The sequence below is a fragment of the Aureimonas sp. AU22 genome (assembly GCF_001463745.1).
Taxonomy (GTDB): Bacteria; Pseudomonadota; Alphaproteobacteria; order Rhizobiales; family Rhizobiaceae; genus Aureimonas.
In genome coordinates, this window is the sequence record NZ_BBWJ01000053.1 from 22071 (window position 1) to 39794 (window position 17724).

General features: G+C 69.6%; 20 protein-coding genes. 13 read left to right on the top strand and 7 right to left on the bottom strand.

Features of this window, described 5'->3' with window-relative positions; all coding sequences use genetic code 11:
* Window positions 1-6: 6 nt before the first annotated feature.
* Entirely contained in the window at window positions 7-1029 is a 1023-nt protein-coding gene (gene hemE / locus AUL34_RS19850; RefSeq protein WP_061937861.1) for a uroporphyrinogen decarboxylase, read from the bottom strand.
* A 615-nt stretch (window positions 1030-1644) separates the two neighbouring features.
* Here hemE and AUL34_RS19855 point away from each other — a divergent pair.
* The 5 genes from AUL34_RS19855 to AUL34_RS19875 are packed head-to-tail and all read left to right on the top strand — an operon-like array spanning window position 1645 to window position 5364.
* Window positions 1645-2241 (top strand): Maf-like protein, encoded by a 597-nt coding sequence (locus AUL34_RS19855; protein WP_061937950.1) that lies wholly within the window; start codon window positions 1645-1647, stop codon window positions 2239-2241.
* The gene (locus tag AUL34_RS19860) at window positions 2234-3070 is read left to right on the top strand and encodes a shikimate dehydrogenase (protein ID WP_061937864.1); all 837 of its coding nucleotides are present in this window, start codon (window positions 2234-2236) and stop codon (window positions 3068-3070) included. The genes AUL34_RS19855 and AUL34_RS19860 overlap by 8 nt, the downstream gene beginning before the upstream one ends.
* Window positions 3067-3663, top strand: coding sequence for a dephospho-CoA kinase (gene coaE / locus AUL34_RS19865; protein WP_061937868.1), 597 nt, complete (start codon window positions 3067-3069; stop codon window positions 3661-3663). Before AUL34_RS19860 ends, coaE begins: the two co-directional genes overlap by 4 nt.
* A 57-nt stretch (window positions 3664-3720) precedes the next feature.
* A complete protein-coding gene (dnaQ, locus tag AUL34_RS19870) occupies window positions 3721-4428 on the top strand; it encodes a DNA polymerase III subunit epsilon (protein WP_061937871.1) in 708 nt (235 codons plus the stop codon).
* Between the two features lie 48 nt (window positions 4429-4476).
* Complete coding sequence (locus AUL34_RS19875) at window positions 4477-5364, top strand: EamA family transporter (protein WP_061937874.1); 888 nt, start codon at window positions 4477-4479, stop codon at window positions 5362-5364.
* Window positions 5365-5424: 60 nt separating this feature from the next.
* On the opposite strand, the gene secB is transcribed toward AUL34_RS19875, so the two are convergent.
* Complete coding sequence (gene secB / locus AUL34_RS19880) at window positions 5425-5937, bottom strand: protein-export chaperone SecB (RefSeq protein ID WP_061937877.1); 513 nt, start codon at window positions 5935-5937, stop codon at window positions 5425-5427.
* A 120-nt stretch (window positions 5938-6057) separates the two neighbouring features.
* Complete coding sequence (locus AUL34_RS19885) at window positions 6058-6585, bottom strand: FxsA family protein (protein WP_061937880.1); 528 nt, start codon at window positions 6583-6585, stop codon at window positions 6058-6060.
* A 150-nt stretch (window positions 6586-6735) separates the two neighbouring features.
* On the opposite strand from AUL34_RS19885, the gene AUL34_RS19890 reads away from it, so the two are divergent.
* The 4 genes from AUL34_RS19890 to AUL34_RS19905 are packed head-to-tail and all read left to right on the top strand — an operon-like array spanning window position 6736 to window position 9507.
* Window positions 6736-7428 (top strand): Tim44/TimA family putative adaptor protein, encoded by a 693-nt coding sequence (locus tag AUL34_RS19890; protein ID WP_061937952.1) that lies wholly within the window; start codon window positions 6736-6738, stop codon window positions 7426-7428.
* A gap of 17 nt (window positions 7429-7445) precedes the next feature.
* Window positions 7446-8573, top strand: coding sequence for an MltA domain-containing protein (locus AUL34_RS19895; RefSeq protein ID WP_082653530.1), 1128 nt, complete (start codon window positions 7446-7448; stop codon window positions 8571-8573).
* Window positions 8570-9112, top strand: a complete 543-nt coding sequence (locus AUL34_RS19900; RefSeq protein WP_061937886.1) for a Smr/MutS family protein — start codon at window positions 8570-8572, stop codon at window positions 9110-9112. Before AUL34_RS19895 ends, AUL34_RS19900 begins: the two co-directional genes overlap by 4 nt.
* Complete coding sequence (locus AUL34_RS19905; RefSeq protein ID WP_061937888.1) at window positions 9109-9507, top strand: helix-turn-helix domain-containing protein; 399 nt, start codon at window positions 9109-9111, stop codon at window positions 9505-9507. Before AUL34_RS19900 ends, AUL34_RS19905 begins: the two co-directional genes overlap by 4 nt.
* A 3-nt stretch (window positions 9508-9510) precedes the next feature.
* Here AUL34_RS19905 and AUL34_RS19910 read toward each other — a convergent pair whose 3' ends face one another.
* Window positions 9511-10452, bottom strand: coding sequence for a DUF1402 family protein (locus AUL34_RS19910; RefSeq protein ID WP_061937890.1), 942 nt, complete (start codon window positions 10450-10452; stop codon window positions 9511-9513).
* Between the two features lie 186 nt (window positions 10453-10638).
* Window positions 10639-11100 carry an Lrp/AsnC family transcriptional regulator gene (locus AUL34_RS19915; RefSeq protein ID WP_061937892.1) on the bottom strand — a complete coding sequence of 154 codons (462 nt, stop codon included), beginning with the start codon at window positions 11098-11100 and terminating at the stop codon, window positions 10639-10641.
* Window positions 11101-11270: 170 nt separating this feature from the next.
* Here AUL34_RS19915 and AUL34_RS19920 point away from each other — a divergent pair, with 170 nt between their 5' ends.
* From AUL34_RS19920 to ilvD, 3 genes are all read left to right on the top strand, one after another.
* The gene (locus AUL34_RS19920; protein ID WP_061937893.1) at window positions 11271-11996 is read left to right on the top strand and encodes an aspartate/glutamate racemase family protein; all 726 of its coding nucleotides are present in this window, start codon (window positions 11271-11273) and stop codon (window positions 11994-11996) included.
* A gap of 49 nt (window positions 11997-12045) precedes the next feature.
* The gene (locus AUL34_RS19925) at window positions 12046-12837 is read left to right on the top strand and encodes a class II glutamine amidotransferase (RefSeq protein WP_061937894.1); all 792 of its coding nucleotides are present in this window, start codon (window positions 12046-12048) and stop codon (window positions 12835-12837) included.
* 167 nt (window positions 12838-13004) lie between these two features.
* Window positions 13005-14849 (top strand): dihydroxy-acid dehydratase, encoded by a 1845-nt coding sequence (gene ilvD, locus AUL34_RS19930; RefSeq protein WP_061937895.1) that lies wholly within the window; start codon window positions 13005-13007, stop codon window positions 14847-14849.
* Between the two features lie 63 nt (window positions 14850-14912).
* On the opposite strand, the gene AUL34_RS19935 is transcribed toward ilvD, so the two are convergent.
* Window positions 14913-15314, bottom strand: coding sequence for a helix-turn-helix domain-containing protein (locus AUL34_RS19935; RefSeq protein WP_061937955.1), 402 nt, complete (start codon window positions 15312-15314; stop codon window positions 14913-14915).
* Window positions 15315-15424: 110 nt separating this feature from the next.
* Between AUL34_RS19935 and AUL34_RS19940 the strand changes: the two genes are divergently transcribed.
* Window positions 15425-16189 (top strand): SDR family oxidoreductase, encoded by a 765-nt coding sequence (locus AUL34_RS19940; protein WP_061937896.1) that lies wholly within the window; start codon window positions 15425-15427, stop codon window positions 16187-16189.
* 55 nt (window positions 16190-16244) lie between these two features.
* Here the strand turns inward: AUL34_RS19940 and hslU are convergent, their stop codons facing one another.
* On the bottom strand, window positions 16245-17555 hold the full coding sequence (gene hslU, locus AUL34_RS19945; RefSeq protein ID WP_061937897.1) for an ATP-dependent protease ATPase subunit HslU: 1311 nt from the start codon (window positions 17553-17555) through the stop codon (window positions 16245-16247).
* Window positions 17556-17724: the final 169 nt, after the last annotated feature.

A 17724-nucleotide genomic window follows, 5' to 3' on the forward strand; every position in this document is an offset into this window, starting at 1 on the left:
CGCCTTTCACCCCCGCCGCACCCGTTCGATCAGGTGCTCGACATGGGCGATCGGCGCGTCCGGAGTGATGCCGTGGCCGAGGTTGAAGACCAGCGGGCCGCCGCCGAGGTGCTGGAGGATGGCGTCGATACCCTCGTCGAGGGCCCGGCCGCCGGCGATGAGGCGCAAGGGGTCGAGATTGCCCTGGACGGGCCCGGTCTTCTGGAGTTCGGCGGCGAAGCGGAAGGGGACGGACCAGTCGAGGCCGACGGCGTCGACGCCGGTCCCGGCGCGGTAGGCGGGCAGGAGGGGACCGGCGCCCTTCGGGAAGCCGATGATGCGGGCACCCGGCACGCTCGCGCGCACGCGCTCGACGATGCGGCGGGTCGGCCCGATCGAGAAGCGCTCGAAGCTCAGCTCGTCGAGGACGCCGGCCCAGGAATCGAAGATCTGGACGCAGTCGGCACCGGCCTGGAGCTGGCGGACGAGGTAGTCCGCGCTCATCTCGGCGAGGAGGGCGAGGAGTTCGTCCATCGCCTCCGGGTGCTGGTAGCCGAACCGGCGGGCAGGGGCCTGGTCGGGCGTGCCGTGGCCGGCGATCATGTAGGTGGCCACCGTCCAGGGCGCGCCGCAGAAGCCGATGAGGGTGGTCTCATCAGGCAGTTCGGCGCGCAGGCGGGCGACGGTGGCGATCACGGGCGCGAGGTGGGTCTCCGCATTGCCGGGGTCGAGGTTCGCGATCTCGTGCGGGGCGATCGGATCCATCTGCGGCCCTTCGCCTTGCACGAAGCGCACGTTGCGGCGGAGCGCGTCGGGGATCACGAGGATGTCGGAGAACAGGATCGAGGCGTCGAAGCCGAAGCGGCGGATCGGCTGCAGCGTGACCTCGGTGGCGAGATCGGGATTGTAGCAGAGGTCGAGGAAGCCGCCGGCGCGCGCGCGGGTCTCGCGATATTCGGGAAGATAGCGGCCGGCCTGGCGCATCAGCCAGATGGGAGGCGGATACACGGTCTCGCCGGCGAGGACGCGCATCAGCTTACGCTCGTGCATGGAACACCTTTCGCGGCCGGAGGGCCGTGGGGGAGGGATGCCCGGCGTCCAGCCTCGCGTCCAGTCCTTTTCGAAGCCGGCGTGCGGAAGGCGCCGGTGATCGATCAGATAGACGCTGAGGGTTTTCCCGTCCGCCCCTCTTAGAAAAGAAATCCATGAATCTAAGATTCTGATTCTATGAGTCGGTGGATCATGGGAATTCACAGAACCCGTCCGCGGCGGCGCAAAACGACGGGCGAAACGGCGTTCACCCGTGCGGCCAAAAAGCGGCAGCGGCGTCAATCATTTGGGCGGGATCGTGTCGGGAAGGGGCGGGTTCGCGTCCCCGCAATTCACAAACGCCGGGCCACAGGCCGGTCGCTTCCATGAACTGTGGATGACGGCGGAGTTTTCAAAAGGGCAGAAATCGCTTGGAGGCGCCGGGCCCCGCCCGTCCCCTGATTCCCACAAGGGCGCCGGAATCACGGGGGTGGCGCTCGCATCCGCTTGCGCTGCTCCCGAGAATCGAGTCCGCCCGATGCCGGGGCTTCCCGCCTTTCGCTGGCTCTAATAGACAATGCGAACTTGAACAAAGATTTAAGGACGCGCGGCAAGGCGCGGGAAAGGATGATCGCGATGGGAGGACTGGTCCTCGCCTCGGGAAGCCGTCACCGTCAGGCGCTGCTCGCCGCGGCCGGCATCGATGCGCAGAGCGATCCCTCGACCCTCGACGAGCGTCTGGTGGAGGCGCCGCTGAAGGAGACGGGCGCGACGCCGGACGAGGTCGCGCTCGTGCTGGCGGAGGCCAAGGCGGTCGATGTCTCCGAGCGCCGGCCGGGCATGCTGGTGATCGGCGCGGACCAGGTCCTGTCGGTGGACGACGAGATCCTGCACAAGCCGGCCGACATGGAAGCCGCGCGCCGCACGCTCCTGAAGCTGTCGGGCCGGACCCATCATCTCGATAGCGCCGTGGTGCTGGCGCGGGACGGGGAGGCGGTCTGGCGTCATGTCTCGCGCGCCTCCATCACCTTCCGCACCCTCACGCCGGCGGAGATCGGCCGCTATCTCGCGGCGGCCGGCGACGCGGTGCTGACCAGCGTCGGCGCCTATCAGGTCGAAGGGCGGGGCTTGCAGCTGATGGAGCGGATCGAGGGCGACCTCTTCACCGTCATCGGCCTGCCGATGCTGCCCCTGATCGCGGAGCTGCGAGCCCGGGGCGCGCTGGATGACTGACGCTCCGAAGGCTTTCGTCACCGGCTGGCCGATCAGCCATTCCCGCTCGCCGCTGATCCACGGCACCTGGCTGCGCGAGCTGGGGCTCGCCGGCTCCTACGAGAAGATCGCGGTGCCGCCGGACGCCTTCGCGCGCTTTCTGGGCGGCCTGCGGGCGGACGGCTTCGTCGGCGGCAACGTCACCATTCCTCACAAGGAAGCGGCCTTTGCGGCCTGCGCGCGGCGCGACGCGGCGGCCGAGGCGATCGGGGCGGTGAACACGCTGTGGTTCGAGGGCGATGCGCTGACGGGAAGCAACACCGACGCCTACGGGTTTTCCGCCAATCTCGACGAGCGCTTGAGCGGCTGGCGCGAGGCCGAAACGGCGGTGGTGCTGGGAGCCGGCGGCGCGGCGCGCGCCGTGGTGCATGCGCTCAAGGCGGCCGGCGTCGCTGATGTCACGATCCTCAACCGGACGCGCGAGCGGGCCGAGCGGCTGGCGGATGCGTTCGGTGCGGAGGCCGGCGGGGAGGGCGAATTCGAGGCGCTCGCTCCCCGCTTCGATCTCGTCGTCAACACCCGGCCGGCCGATCCGGACGGGCTGGCGCCGGCCGACGTGCGTGCGATCGAGGCGCTGCCGGAGGGCGCGCTCGTCACCGACATCGTCTATGTGCCGCTGGAAACGCCGCTTCTGGCGGCGGCGGCCGCGCGCGGGCTGCGCACAGCCGACGGGCTCGGCATGCTGCTCCATCAGGCGGTGCCCGGCTTCGAGCGCTGGTTCGGCCGGCGACCCGCCGTCGGCGAGGCGTTGCGCGCGGCGGTGATCCGCGACATCGCGGGCGGATCGTGAAGATCCTCGGCCTTACCGGCTCCATCGGCATGGGCAAGTCGACCACGGCCGCGATGTTCGAGGCGCTCGGCGTGCCGGTCCATTCCGCCGACGCCGCGGTCCATCGTCTCTATGCCGGCCGCGCCGCGCCGCTCGTGGAAGCGCGGTTTCCCGGCACGGTGCGGGACGGCGTGGTGGATCGCGCCGCGCTCGGCTCGCGCGTGCTCGGCCAGCCCGCAGCGCTCGCCGACCTCGAGGCGATCGTCCACCCGCTGGTGCGCGCGGAGGAGACGGCGTTCCTCGATGCCGCGCGGGCCGACGGCGCTGCGCTCGCCGTCCTCGACATTCCGCTTCTCTTCGAGACCGGCGGCGAGGCCCGGGTGGACACGGTCCTCGTGGTCACCGCGCCGCCGGAGGTGCAACGCGCCCGCGTCCTCGCGCGGCCGGGCATGACGGAGGCGAAGTTCGCCGGGATCCTCGCCAGCCAGATGCCGGATGCGGAGAAACGCGCGCGCGCCGATTACGTGATCTACACCGGCGAAGGACTAGATGCCGCGCGCCGGGCCGTCGCCGCCATCGTCGCGGACCTCGGGGAGGATCGTCCGGAGACTTGAGGCTTGCGTCGTCCGGCCGCCTGTCCGACATGGAAGGGAAGATGTAGGGGAACGGCCATGCGCGAGATCGTCTTCGATACGGAAACCACCGGTCTCGACTTCGCGGAAGACCGCGTCATCGAGATCGGCGGCATCGAACTCTGGAACCACATCCCGACGGGGCGCGAGTTCCACTGCTTCATCCGACCGCAGGGACGCAAGGTCGATCCCGGCGCCTTCGACATCCACGGCATCTCCGACGACTTCCTGCGGGACAAGCCGGTCTTCGCCGAAGTCGTGGACGATGTCCTCGCCTTCTTCGACGACGCCCGCCTCGTTGCGCACAACGGCACGTTCGACATGCGCTTCATCAACGCGGAACTCGCACGCCTGGAGCGTCCGCCGATCCCGACCGAGCGCCTGATCGACACGCTGACCATGGCGCGGCGCAAGTTCCCGATGGCGCCGGCGACCCTCGACGCGCTCTGCTCGCGCTTCTCGATCGACACCTCGAAGCGCGACAAGCACGGGGCGCTGGTCGATTCCGAGCTCCTCGCGCAGGTCTATATCGAACTGATCGGCGGCCGGCAGTCGGCGCTCAAGCTGGTGACCGAGGACGAGGCGCGCACCGGCGAAGGGGGCGAGGGCGGTGCCCGGGCCTTGCCGCCGCGCCCCGTGCCGCTGCCCTCGCGCCTGACCGCCGCCGAAGTCGAGGCGCATCGCGCCTTCGTGGCAGGGCTCGGAGATGCGGCGCTTTGGCAGCGGGTCGAGGGTTTCGAAAACTGACACCGACTCACCTGTTCAAGGGGCGTCCGAGCTTCTAGAAGCCCGGGCATGGACGCGCCCCTTCTCCCGCTTCGCCATTTCCTCCTCGGCCTTGCGGTGGTGGCCGTCTGGGGCACCAATTTCGTGGTGATCCACGAGGGGCTGCAGCATCTGCCGCCGCTTCTCTTCGCCGCCCTGCGGTTCCTGTTCGCCGCGCTGCCCGGCATCCTCCTGTTCCCCCGGCCGCGTGTGCGCTGGCGCCTTCTCGCCGCCTACGGGCTGCTGATCGGCACGGGCCAGTTCGGCCTCCTGTTCATCGCCATGAACGGGCAGATCTCGCCCGGCATCGCGTCGCTGGTGATCCAGTCCCAGGTCTTCTTCACCATCGCGCTCGCCATGCGCCTGTCGGGCGAGACGGTGCGACCCTACCAGTGGGCGGCGCTGGGCCTGGGGATGGCGGGGCTTCTCGTCATCCTGACCCACACGGACGGCTCGACGACGCCGCTCGGCCTCGGCCTCGTGGTCGTCGCCGCCCTGTCCTGGGCGAGCGGCAACATCGTGGCGCGGGCAAGCCGCGTCACCGACATGCTGCCCTTCGTGATCTGGGGCAGCGTCTTCTCCGCCCCGCCGCTCTTCGCCCTGAGCTTCGCGCTGGAGGGCTGGGACGCGATCCGGGCAGGGCTTGCGAACGCCGACGCTCTCACCTGGGGCGCCGTCCTCTGGCAGACGGTCGGCAACACCATGTTCGGCTACGCCGCCTGGGGCTGGCTCCTGTCGCGCCATCCGGCGGCGCTCGTCACCCCGATGGCGCTCCTCGTGCCGCTCTTCGGCATGGGCGCCTCGACGCTGCTTCTCGGCGAGCCCTTGCCGTTCTGGAAGATCGGCGCGGCGCTCCTCGTGATGTCGGGCCTCGTGCTCGGCCTTCTCTACCCGCGCTGGCAGGCCCGCCGGGCCTGACGCGAAAAGGGCGCCGCCGATCCCTCGGGGCGCCCTTTTCTCATCATTGGATGGGTACGGTCAGACCGTCGGCTGTACCTGCGCCTTGGCCCGTTCCTCGGCGAGGCGCTGGGTGAACAGGGCGGCGAAGTCGATCGGGTCGATCATCAGCGGCGGGAAGCCGGCGTTGCGTGTGACGTCGGCGACGATCTGGCGCGCGAAGGGGAAGATCAAGCGCGGGCACTCGATGAAGAGGACCGGGAGCATGTGCTCCTGCGGGAATCCTTCGAGGCGGAACACGCCGCCATATTCGAGTTCCACGTGAAACAGCGTGTCGGCCCCCTCGCCGGCGCGCGCGTTCAGCGTCAGGCGCACGTCGTATTCGTGCTCGGCACCCTGGACCGGGTTGGCACCGACATTGACGCCGATGTTGATGCCCGGCGCGCGCGCCTGGCCGCGCAGCGATCCCGGCGCGCCGGGGCTCTCGAAGGAGAGGTCCTTGATGTACTGGGCAAGGATGTTGAGCGAGGGCTGGGCCCCCTGGCTCGCACCGTTGGCGCCGTTCGCGCCGTTGGTCTGGTCGATCTGGGACATCGGGGCTCCTCGGGCGCGTCGCGGCGCCCCTTCCAAGATGGCGGCTTCAGCAGCCGCGGCTCGCGGCCGCAGCTATCACGGGGTCGGGGTTTGAAACAAGCGCAAGGCGGTCCCGGACGCTCAGTGAAGCGTGCGCGGTCCGCGGTCCGCCGGGTCGTCGTCGCGCCCGTCGATCGCCTTCCACGGACTGGCGCCGTCGCCGTCGCGGCGCTGGAAGTCGCCGCCCTGGAGATCGATCACCTCGGGGCCCGGTCGGCGATACGGCGCGTCGCGGCGTCCGGTCGGCCCGACCACGACGATCCGCGAGCGAAGGCGGTGCCAGACGAAGTCGCGCACGGGGGGCAGGAACAGGAGAAGGCCGAAGACGTCGGTGACGAAGCCGGGCAGGATCAGGAGGATACCGGCCAGCGCAATCATCGCGCCATGCACGATCTCGCGCTCGGGGACGCGGCCCGCCCGCGCCTCGGCCTGCGCCGCGCGCAGGGTCGACAGGGTCTGGCGCTTCAGAAGCGCCGCGCCGAGCACGATCGCGGCGATCACGAGCGCGAGGGTCGGCCACACGCCGATCTCGCCGCCCACCCAGATGAAGACGCCGATCTCGACGAGCGGCAGCGCCAGAAGCGCGAGGGGGATGAGGATCAGCGGCATTCGCGAACTCTTCGAGTCTCCGGTCCAGCGGGACGATCCCGCCGGGCACCCAACATAGGACGCGGAAGCGTGAATTTGAATGCGCGGGGTCATGCCTCTATATGATGCGGACATAACCATCGCTTGATCTTCGGGACACACGGCATCTTCATGGGCTTCGGGACGATCTTCTTTATCGTGGTGGCGGCGATCGTCCTGTACCAGCTGCGCTCCGTGCTCGGCCGGCGGACCGGAAGCGAGCGTCCGCCGTTCGATCCCTATTCCCGCCCGACCGACGGTCCGGCGCCCGCGCAGGGCAACGTGGTCACCTTGCCCTCGCGCCGCGTCAACCCGGACGAGACGGCCGCCTCCCCCTACGAGGCGATCGACAAGGTCGCGGTGCCCGGCACCCCGGCGAACGAGGGCCTTCGCCGGATCCGGGATGCCGATCCGAGCTTTGCGGTCGACACGTTCGTCGAGGGCGCCAAGACCGCCTACGAGATGATCGTCACCGCCTTTGCCGACGGCGATCGCAAGCTTCTGCAGAACCTCCTGTCGCCCGAGGTGTACCAGGGCTTCGATGCCTCCATCACCGAGCGCGAGCGTCGGGGCGAGCGGCTGCAGTCCTCGTTCGTCGGCATCAACGAGGCGACGGTCACCGGTGCCGAGCTGAAGGATCGCGAGGCGCTGGTGACGGTGCGCATCGTCTCGCAGCTCATTTCCGCGACGCTGAAGGCCGACGGCACCGTGGCGGACGGCGATCCCGAGACCGTGGTCGAGGTGATCGACGTCTGGACCTTCGCCCGCGACACGCGCTCGCGCGATCCGAACTGGCGCCTGGTGGAAACCGAGTCCGAGGACTGACCTCCAGGCCGAGATCCATGTCCGCGCCCACCGCTGAATCTCCGGCGTCGAAGGAAGGTTTGAGCTTCGCGCCGCTCCGCTTCGCCGACCTGCCCGCCTGGGGCCGCGCCGATCACCGGCCGGCCCTTTTCGCGTTCCGCCGCTCCGCGCCGGCGATCGTCGGCTCCGCCGTGCCGCCGTCGCCCTCCGGCTTGTCGCCCTCCGATTTCGCCGTGGCAGCCCGTGCGGCGCTGGACGATGCGGGCGAGCCGACGGCGCACGAGGCGCGCGCCTTCTTCGAGCACTTCTTCCGTCCCGCCGCGATCCTCGAAGGCGGCACCCCGGCGCCCGGCTTCGTCACCGGCTACTACGAGCCCGAGCTTCCGGCCTCGCGCACGCCCACGGCCCGCTTCCGCGTTCCCCTCTACGGCCGGCCGGACGACCTCGTTTCGGTGGAGGAGGGCGAGAGCGTCGAGGGGCTGGAGGGTGGTGCGCGCTTTGCCATGGCGGGACCGGCGGGACGCCCCGTCGCCTATCCCGACCGGGCGGCGATCGAGGCGGGGCACCTTGCGGGACGGGGGCTGGAAATCGCCTACCTCGAAAGCCCCGTCGACGCCTTCTTCGTCCATGTCCAGGGCTCGGCCCGGCTCCGCCTGCCGGACGGCGAGACGATGCGCGTCGGCTATGCCGCCAAGAACGGCCATCGCTTCACCGCGATCGGCCGCGTCCTTGTGCAAGGTGGGGAACTGCCGCTCGAGGGGGCGGACATGGACGGCATCCGCCGCTGGCTGGCGGCGCATCCGGATCGCACGCAAGCGCTTCTGCCGCAGAACCGCTCCTTCATCTTCTTCCGCGAGGTCGCGGTGGAGCCGGGCGCCGGGCCGATCGGCGGGGCCGGCGTCCCGCTGACGCCGCTCGGCTCGCTCGCCGTGGATGCGAGCCTCCATGCCTACGGCATGCCGGTCTTCGTGGACGCGCCGAGCCTCGTCATCGCCGGCGCGCCGTTCGGGCGGTTGCTGATCGCGCAGGACACGGGATCGGCGATCCTCGGCTCCGCGCGCGGCGACATCTTCGTCGGTTCCGGCGAGGAAGCGGGCCGCATCGCCGGGGCGATCCGCCACGAGGCGCGCTTCCTCGCGCTGCTGCCGAAGGATGTCCGGCGGTGAGGCGCCGGCGCGACCTGTCGGGCGAGGAGCGCCGCCTCTGGGCGAGCGTCGCGCGTTCCGCCGTGCCGCTTGCGGGAAAGGCGACGCCGGAGCTTCCGCCGGAGCCCGAAGCCCCGCCGGCGCCCGCCAAAGCCGAACCGCCGAAGGTCGGCGGCCTCGCGGCAGCCTTTCCGGCCACGGTCCGCCCGCGCGCCGCCCCTGCGGCGCCCGCCCTTCAGCCCATCGACCGGCCGGTGCGGCGCAAGATCGGCAAGGGCCGGATCGAGCTGGAGGACCGGATCGACCTCCACGGCTGGACGGAGGCCGTCGCGCACGGCGCGCTTCTGCACTTCCTGCGCTCCGCCAAGGCGCGGGGCCTGCGCCATGTCCTCGTGATAACCGGGCGGGGCGCCTCGTTCGGCTCGACGGGGAGCCTCAAGCGCGCGCTGCCGCACTGGTTCTCGACCCCCGACTTCCGCACCCTCGTGTCGGGCTACGACCAGGCCGAGCGCGGCCATGGCGGCGAGGGTGCGTTCTACGTGCGGATGCGCAGGCGATGACGCCGTTCGGGCTCCGGGTGCGCACGCTGCGCGCCGAGCGCGGCATCACGCAAGGGCAGATGGCGCAGGCGCTCGGCGTCTCGGCGGCCTATCTCTCGGCGCTGGAGCACGGCAAGCGCGGCCGCCCGACCTGGTCGATGCTCCAGCGCATCATCGGCTATCTCAACGTGATCTGGGACGACGCCGAAGAGCTGGAGCGCCTGGCCGAGCTGTCCCATCCCAAGGTGGTCCTCGAAACCGGAGCCTTGAGCCCCGAGGCGACGGCCTTCGCCAATCGTCTCGCCGAGACCCTGCCGCTTCTGGCCGCGGCCGACATCGCCGCGCTGGACACACTGTTGCAGGAAGCTGCGGCCCGGGCGGAATCCACGGAGCGCGCCCGGCGCCGGCGCCCCTGACCGTCAGGGGAAGATCGCCTCGAGGTCGTCGATCTTCTCGTTCACCAGCCAGCCGTAGTAATTCTCCTCCGGCAGGCGGCCGGCCCCCGTCCGGTTGGCGGCGGCGAGCGTCTGCGCACGGCCAAACGGGTCGCCGACGTTGTAGAGCGTCGCCACGACGCCCGGGTTGGGGGAGATGTCGAAGCCCGCGATGTCGCGATAGGCATCGATCGAGGTGCGGATCACGGCGGCCATGTAGGCGAGCGTCTGATCGGGGTCCATGATCGCGGCATAGACCTCGCCGGCGTCGCGCATGTCGAGCTTCCGATAGCCCGAGACCCGGTGCACTATGTCGGAGACCGAGAGCGCCGTCAGCGGGTTGAGCTGGCCAAGGCCGAAGGTCTGCCCGGCATAGAAGGGCTGGAAGAACACCACGCCGAAGCGGTTGTCGGGATAGGTCGTCCCGTCCACCGTCCGGCCGCGGAACCGTTTGTCGAACACCGCCTCGCGGCAGGCCCAGAGCCGCGCGTCGCCGCGCGCATCGGTGCAGGCGGCGAACTCCGGCCGGGCGACGAAGTCGGCCACCGCTTGCCCGCGATAGCGGAAATCGACGCCGGACGTGAGGTAGGATGCCGCCTTGACGTAGTAGGTCTGCAGCCGGTCCATCGCGTCGACATTGTAGGTGTGCTCGCCGACCAAGGCCCCCGCGATGTGGATCGGCCGGATGCCGTAGGCGCGCGCCGCCTTGCGGATCTTGTCCTGAAGCGCGGTGTTGTCGGCGAGGAGCGCGTGGATCTTCTCGTACTTCGCCTCGAACGAGGAGCGGGTCGCCTTCGTGCGCGAGCGCGAGCCGCCGGGAATGTCCGGCTGCTCGGCATGGCGGTTGCCGGGCGGCACGCGTGTCTGCGCCACCGCCGGCTGAACGGCGAGGCAGGCGAGGACGAGGAGGCTTGCGATACGGATCATGACCGGCTCTACGGGACGATGCCAAGCGTTCCGCTAGCCCATCATGGCCGGGCGCGGGAAGCCTTTTCTGCCGAGATGCGCAGGGAACGCCGCTTGTGCGACCAAAGAATCACAACTGTCCCGGTCGCGAAATGCGCACGGCAGCGGCGATGCCGTGCTTCACGTGAAACATCGAGCCCTTGGCGATCAGGCGTATCGGGTGGGCAGCGCCACGTCCGATTTCACCGTCTCCATCGAGATATAGGCGGATACGTCGAACAGTTCGACGCGCGAGACGAGCCGCTTGTAGATCGTGTCGTAGTGCTCGACGTCGGGCAGTACGACCTTGAGGATGTAGTCGAAATTGCCGGTCAGCCTGTGCACCTCCACGATCTCCGGGATCGCCGCGAGCGCCGCTCGGAACTCGTCCAGCCAGGTGCCCGAATGGCGCGAGGTCTTCACGATCACGAAGACCGTGGTCGGCAGGTTGATCCGCTTGCGGTCCACCAGCGCCACGCGGCGCTTGAGATAGCCCTCGTCGCGCAGGCGCTGGATGCGGCGCGAACAGGCGGACGCGGACAGGGACGCGCGTTCGGCGAGTTCCTGCACCGGGCGGTCGGCGTCGTCCTGGAGAAGATCGAGGAGAAGGCGGTCGCGGTCGTCGAGCATGAAGACAGAATGCGCCGTTTGTATTCCTCGCGCAATGGATACGCGTGAAAGATCGTCATCATGCATGCCAGAAGCGTTTATCGTTCAGCGTGGGCCGAACTATGCGTGTCGTTTGCGCGGGTTGCGCGCTAGGCTCTGCGTCATCGAACTGGAGCGCACGGGAGAACGGAATGAAGCGGATCGGGCTGATCGGGGGCATGAGCTGGGAATCCACCGCCGTCTACTACCGCCTGCTCAACGAGGCGGTGCGCAAGGCCGGCGGTCCCCTGGATTCGGCCGACATCCTCCTTCATTCGCTGAACTTCTCGCAAGTCGTCGCGCTGCAGAAGGCCGGCCGCTGGGATCTGGCCGCAGCCAAGCTCGCCGACAGCGCCCGGCGCCTGGAGCGGGCGGGCGCCGACTGCGTCCTCATCTGCACCAACACGATGCATCTCGTCTCCGCCGAGGTGGCCGGCGCAGTGTCGATCCCCTTGATCGACATCATCGCCGAGACGGGCGCGGCCCTGCGGACGGCGGGTGCAAAACGTCCGCTGCTCCTGGCCACCCGCTACACGATGGAGCACGGCTTCTACGCCGACCGGCTGGAGCAGGCGGCGGGCTTGCGTCCCGTCGTGCCGAACGCCGCCGACCGCGAGACCGTGCACCGCGTGATCTTCGAGGAGCTCTGTGCCGGCCGCGTGCTCGAGGCTTCCCGGCGCGAGCTCATGGCCATCGTCGAGCGCGGCGTGGCGGCCGGCGCGGACGCGGTGATCCTCGGCTGCACCGAGATCGTCCTGTCGCTCGACCCGGACGCCCTGCCTGTGGCGGGCTTCGATTCCACCGCGATCCACGCCGCCGCTGCCGCGCGCTTCGCACGGACGGCCGGAGACCAGCTTCGCGAACGCATGGTGGCGTAAACGTCGGAGCTTCGACCCCCACCGGCCGAACGCCTGCAGGACCGCCACCATGTGCCGCCTTCTCGCCTATCTCGGAACGCCGCTCTTCCTCGAAGACCTCCTGATCCGTCCGGAGGGCTCGCTGGTCTCGCAGTCCCTGGCGGCGCGCGAAGCGCGAACGGTGGTCAACGGCGACGGCTGCGGCCTCGGCTGGTACGGCGAGCGGCCGGAACCCGGCCTCTATCGCGGCGTCCTTCCCGCCTGGTCGGACGCCAACCTCGCCTCGCTCTGCCGGCAGATCCGCTCGGGACTGTTTCTGGCGCATGTGCGCGCGGCGACCTCGGGGGGCGTCTCCACCGCCAACTGCCATCCGTTCGCGTTGGGCTCGCGCCTCTTCATGCACAACGGCCAGATCGGCGACTATACGCGGGTGCGCCGGCAGGTCGAGGGCATGATCCCCGACGCCGCCTATGCCGCCCGCACCGGCACCTGCGACAGCGAGGCCCTGTTCCTGGCCGCTCTGGCGCACGGGCTGGAGGAGGACCCGGCCGGCGCCTTCGCCCGGACGCTCCGGGCGATCGAGGCCCTGAAAGGCCCCGGCGCCGAGCCGACGCGCTTTGCCGCCGTGCATTCAGACGGCGAGCGCCTCTTCGCCTTCCGCTGGGCGAGCGACGGCCAGCCGCCCTCCCTCTATTCGCGCTACGACGCCGGCGGCGTGATGATCGCTTCGGAGCCCTGCGGCGCCGATCCCGCGGCCTGGGTCGCCATGCCGTCGGGGAGCCTTCTGGAGGCCGGTCCCGGCGGTGCCTGGCTGCGCGCCTTCGAGGTGGACGCGAGCGTCGTCACGCGCCGCGCCGCCTGACCCGCGCCCCCGTCGCCGGCGTGTCCCGCCTCTCGCCATCATATTGACGCGGCGATCGTTTCGGCTTCGCTGGAACGATTATCGCCTTTGTTGACCCGTCCCCTGTTGGTCTCCGCCGCAAACAGGTGTAATGGCGGGTACGCCTCAAGAGATCGGCAGGTTTCCCGATGCCCCATTACCGTTCCCGCACCACCACGCATGGCCGCAACATGGCCGGAGCCCGCGGCCTGTGGCGCGCGACCGGCATGAAGGACGAGGATTTCGGCAAGCCGATCATCGCCGTCGTCAACTCCTTCACCCAGTTCGTGCCCGGCCACGTCCACCTCAAGGATCTCGGCCAGCTCGTGGCGCGTGAGATCGAGGCGGCCGGCGGCGTCGCCAAGGAGTTCAACACGATCGCGGTCGACGACGGCATCGCGATGGGCCACGACGGCATGCTCTATTCGCTGCCGAGCCGCGAGATCATCGCGGACTCGGTGGAGTACATGGTCAACGCGCACTGCGCCGACGCCATGGTCTGCATCTCCAACTGCGACAAGATCACGCCCGGCATGCTGATGGCGGCGCTGCGCCTCAACATTCCCGTCGTCTTCGTCTCGGGCGGCCCGATGGAGGCCGGCAAGGTCAAGCTCAGCGACGGCAAGATCCATGCGCTCGACCTCGTCGACGCCATGGTGGCGGCCGCCGACGACCGGATGTCGGACGAAGACGTGCAGGTGATCGAGCGTTCGGCCTGCCCGACCTGCGGATCGTGCTCGGGGATGTTCACCGCCAATTCGATGAACTGCCTGACCGAAGCCCTCGGCCTGTCGCTGCCCGGCAACGGCTCGACGCTCGCCACCCATGCCGACCGCGAGGACCTGTTCCTCGAGGCCGGGCAGCGCATCGTCTCGCTCGCCAAGCGCTACTACGAGGGTGAGGACGAGACGGCCCTGCCGCGCACCATCGCCACGAAGGCCGCGTTCGAGAACGCCATGGCGCTCGATATCGCCATGGGCGGTTCCACCAACACCGTTCTGCATATTCTCGCGGCCGCGCACGAGGCCGAGGTCGACTTCACCATGGCCGACATCGACCGCATGTCGCGCCGGGTGCCGTGCCTGTCCAAGGTCGCGCCGGCCAAAGCCGACGTCCATATGGAGGACGTCCACCGCGCCGGCGGCATCATGGCGATCCTCGGCGAACTCGGCCGGGCCGGCCTTCTCAACCTCGACGTGCCGACCGTTCACACCGCGACGATGCGCGAAGCGATCGCCAAATGGGACATTGCGACCAGCAAGGACCCGAGGGCGCTCAAGCTCTTCAGCGCGGCGCCCGGCGGCGTGCCCACCCAGGTCGCCTTCAGCCAGAACGCCCGCTGGAAGGAACTCGACACCGACCGCGCGGGCGGCGTCATCCGCGACCGCGAACACGCCTTCAGCCAAGACGGCGGGCTCGCGGTGCTCTTCGGCAACCTCGCCGAAGACGGCTGCATCGTGAAGACCGCGGGCGTCGACGAGAGCATCCTCCGGTTCTCGGGGAAGGCGCGCGTCTTCGAGAGCCAGGACGCCTCCGTGAAGGCGATCCTCTCGGGCGAGGTGCATCCGGGCGACGTGGTGCTGATCCGCTACGAGGGCCCGCGCGGCGGCCCCGGCATGCAGGAAATGCTCTATCCGACGAGCTACCTGAAGTCGAAGGGCCTCGGAAAGGCCTGCGCCCTCGTCACCGACGGGCGCTTCTCCGGCGGCTCCTCAGGCCTCTCGATCGGCCACGTCTCGCCGGAGGCGGCCGAAGGCGGTCTGATCGCGCTGGTGCACGAGGGCGACCCGATCGAGATCGACATTCCGAACCGCTCGATCCATCTGGCGGTGGACGATGCCGAGATCGCGCGCCGCCGCGGCGAGATGGCCGAGCGCGGGGCGCAGGCCTTCAAGCCGACCGAGGTGCGCAAGCGCAAGATCACGACGGCGCTGCGCGCCTACGCCTCGATGACCACCAGCGCCGCCCGCGGCGCCGTGCGCCAGGTCGACTGAGCGGGGTCCGCCCGGTCTTCGATTGAAAAGGGCGTCGGTCGGCAGACCGGCGCCCTTTTTCGTTCAGCGTGCGTCGAAGCGCGTGCGCGCGGCGTCCACGGTCTCGAGGTTCTCTTCCGCCCAGAGCCAGACCCCGCAGAAGGCCGCCCCGAGGCTGAGGCCGAGCGGGGTCAGGCGGTAGTCCACGTGGGGCGGCACCACGGGATGGACGGTGCGAGACACCAGCCCGTTGCGCTCCATCGCCCGAAGGGTCTGCGTCAGCATCTTCTGGCTGATCGTGCCGATGCGCCGCGACAGCTCGGTGAAGCGAAGCGTTCCGGCCGCGTCGAGCTCTTCCAGGATCAGAAGCGTCCATTTGTCGGCGACCGCGCCGATCAGGTCGTTGACGAGGGCCTCGACGCGCGGATCGACGACGGGCGAGGGGGCCTCGCAGGCTGCGGAGACGTTTGATGGCGATGCCGTCATGCCGACGCTCTCCTTCGGGTGCGTATCATTCTTCCCGGTGCCTTCTTCCCAACGGAAAGCATGGCGGCCCATATGCCGGGCTCCCGAGGGAAAACAAAGGGTCGACCCCCATGAAGACGAGCGGCAACACCATTCTCATCTCAGGTGGAACGGGCGGCATCGGGCGCGAACTCGCGCTGCGCTGGCATGCGGCCGGCAACAAGGTGATCGTCGCCGGACGGCGGCGCGAGCACCTGGATGCGATCGCGGCCGAGCACCCGGGCATCGAGGGCCATGTCCTCGACGTCGAAAGCGCGGACGACGTCCGGCGCTTCGCCAGCAACGTTCTCGCCCGGCATCCGACGATCAACGTCCTCGTCAACAATGCCGGGATCATGCGCTTCGAGGACGTCACCGCTGCGCGCGACCTCGGCGACGCCGAGGCGACGATCACCACCAACCTTCTCGGGCCGATCCGCCTGACCGATGCCTTCATCGAGCATCTGTCGGCACAGCCGGGCGCCGCGATCGTCAACGTCACGTCGGGTCTCGCCTTCGTGCCGCTGGTGGCGACCCCCACCTACAACGCGACGAAGGCCGCGATCCATTCCTACACGGTGAGCCTGCGCGAGGCCCTCAAGGGCAAGGTGGAGGTCATCGAACTCGCGCCTCCGGGCGTCCAGACGGCGCTGACGCCGGGACAGGAAAACCGGCCGGGCTACATGCCGCTGGCCGATTTCATCGACGAGGTGATGGCGCTGTTCGCGCAAGCGCCGACGCCGCCGGAAATCCTCGTCGAGCGCGTTCGCCCGCTGCGCTACGCCGAGCGCGAGAACCGGTTCGACGCCGCGCTCGCGCAGCTCAACGAGATGGCGCGCAAGGCCCGCGAGGGTTGAGGGTCGGAGGAAGGACGGGGCCGGGCGGCGATCGCGCCCGGCCTTAGCGCCTCGATCAGAGGATGTAGCGCGACAGGTCCGTGTTGCCGGCGATGCCGTCGAGGACGCGGCGCACGTAGTCGCCGTCCACCTTGTAGCTCTGCCCGCCGCGGTCCGGCGCCTCGAAGGAGATGTCGTCGAGCACCCGCTCCATCACCGTCTGGAGGCGGCGGGCGCCGATGTTCTCGACCGAGCCGTTGAGCGCGACCGCGACGTCGGCGATCGCGTCGACCGCGTCGTCGGTGATCTCGAGATCGACGTTCTCGGTCTTCAGGAGCGCCACGTACTGCTTCAGCAGCGAGGCCTCCGTCTCCGTCAGGATGCGGCGGAAGTCGTCGCGGTCGAGCGCGCGCAGCTCGACGCGGATCGGCAGGCGCCCTTGCAGCTCCGGCAGGAGGTCGGAGGGCTTCGACACGTGGAAGGCGCCGCTCGCGATGAAGAGGATGTGATCGGTCTTCACCGGCCCGTGCTTGGTGGCGACCGTCGTGCCTTCCACCAGCGGCAGGAGGTCGCGCTGGACGCCCTCGCGGCTGACGCCCGCGCCGCCCCGCGCCTCGCCGTTGTTGGCGACCTTGTCGATCTCGTCGAGGAAGACGATGCCGTTGTTCTCGACCGCCTTGATCGCGTCCGCCACCAGCGCCTCGGTGTCGAGGAGCTTGTCGGACTCCTCGTTGATGAGGAGCGCGTAGGACTCCTTCACCGTGGTGCGGCGCGACTTGGTGCGCCCGCCCATGGCCTTGCCGAACATTTCCGAGAGATTGAGGACGCCGATATTGGCGCCCGGCATGCCGGGAATGTCCATGCCGCCCATCGGGTTGGACGTGTCGGCCACCTCGACGTCGATCTCCTTGTCGTCGAGTTCGCCGGCGCGCAGGCGCTTGCGGAAACTGTCGCGCGTCGCCGGCGAGGCGGTCTTGCCGACGAGGGCGTCGAGCACGCGGTCCTCGGCGCCGGCATGGGCCTTGGCGCGCACCTCCTCGCGGCGCTTCTCGCGCGTCAGGCCGATGCCGATCTCCACGAGGTCGCGGATGATCTGCTCGACGTCGCGCCCGACATAGCCGACCTCGGTGAACTTGGTGGCCTCGACCTTGATGAAGGGCGCACCGGCGAGCTTGGCGAGGCGGCGCGAGATCTCGGTCTTGCCGACGCCCGTCGGCCCGATCATCAGGATGTTCTTCGGGCTCACCTCCTCGCGGAGCGACCCGTCGAGCTGCTGGCGACGCCAGCGGTTGCGCAGGGCGACGGCCACGGCGCGCTTGGCGTCCTTCTGGCCGATGATGTGGCGGTCCAGTTCGGACACGATCTCGCGAGGGGAAAAGTCGGTCATGGACGTGAAAAGTCTCGAGATATGCGGCCCCCGGCCGGATGCCGCGGGCTTGGCGCCGCCCGGACATGGGAATGCGCGACGCCTCCCGCCAGAGGGGGCCGGTTTGCGGTCCAGCGCCCGGCTCGGAAAAACAAGGCGGGATGGGGGTCGTTTCGAGGCCGCTTCGCGG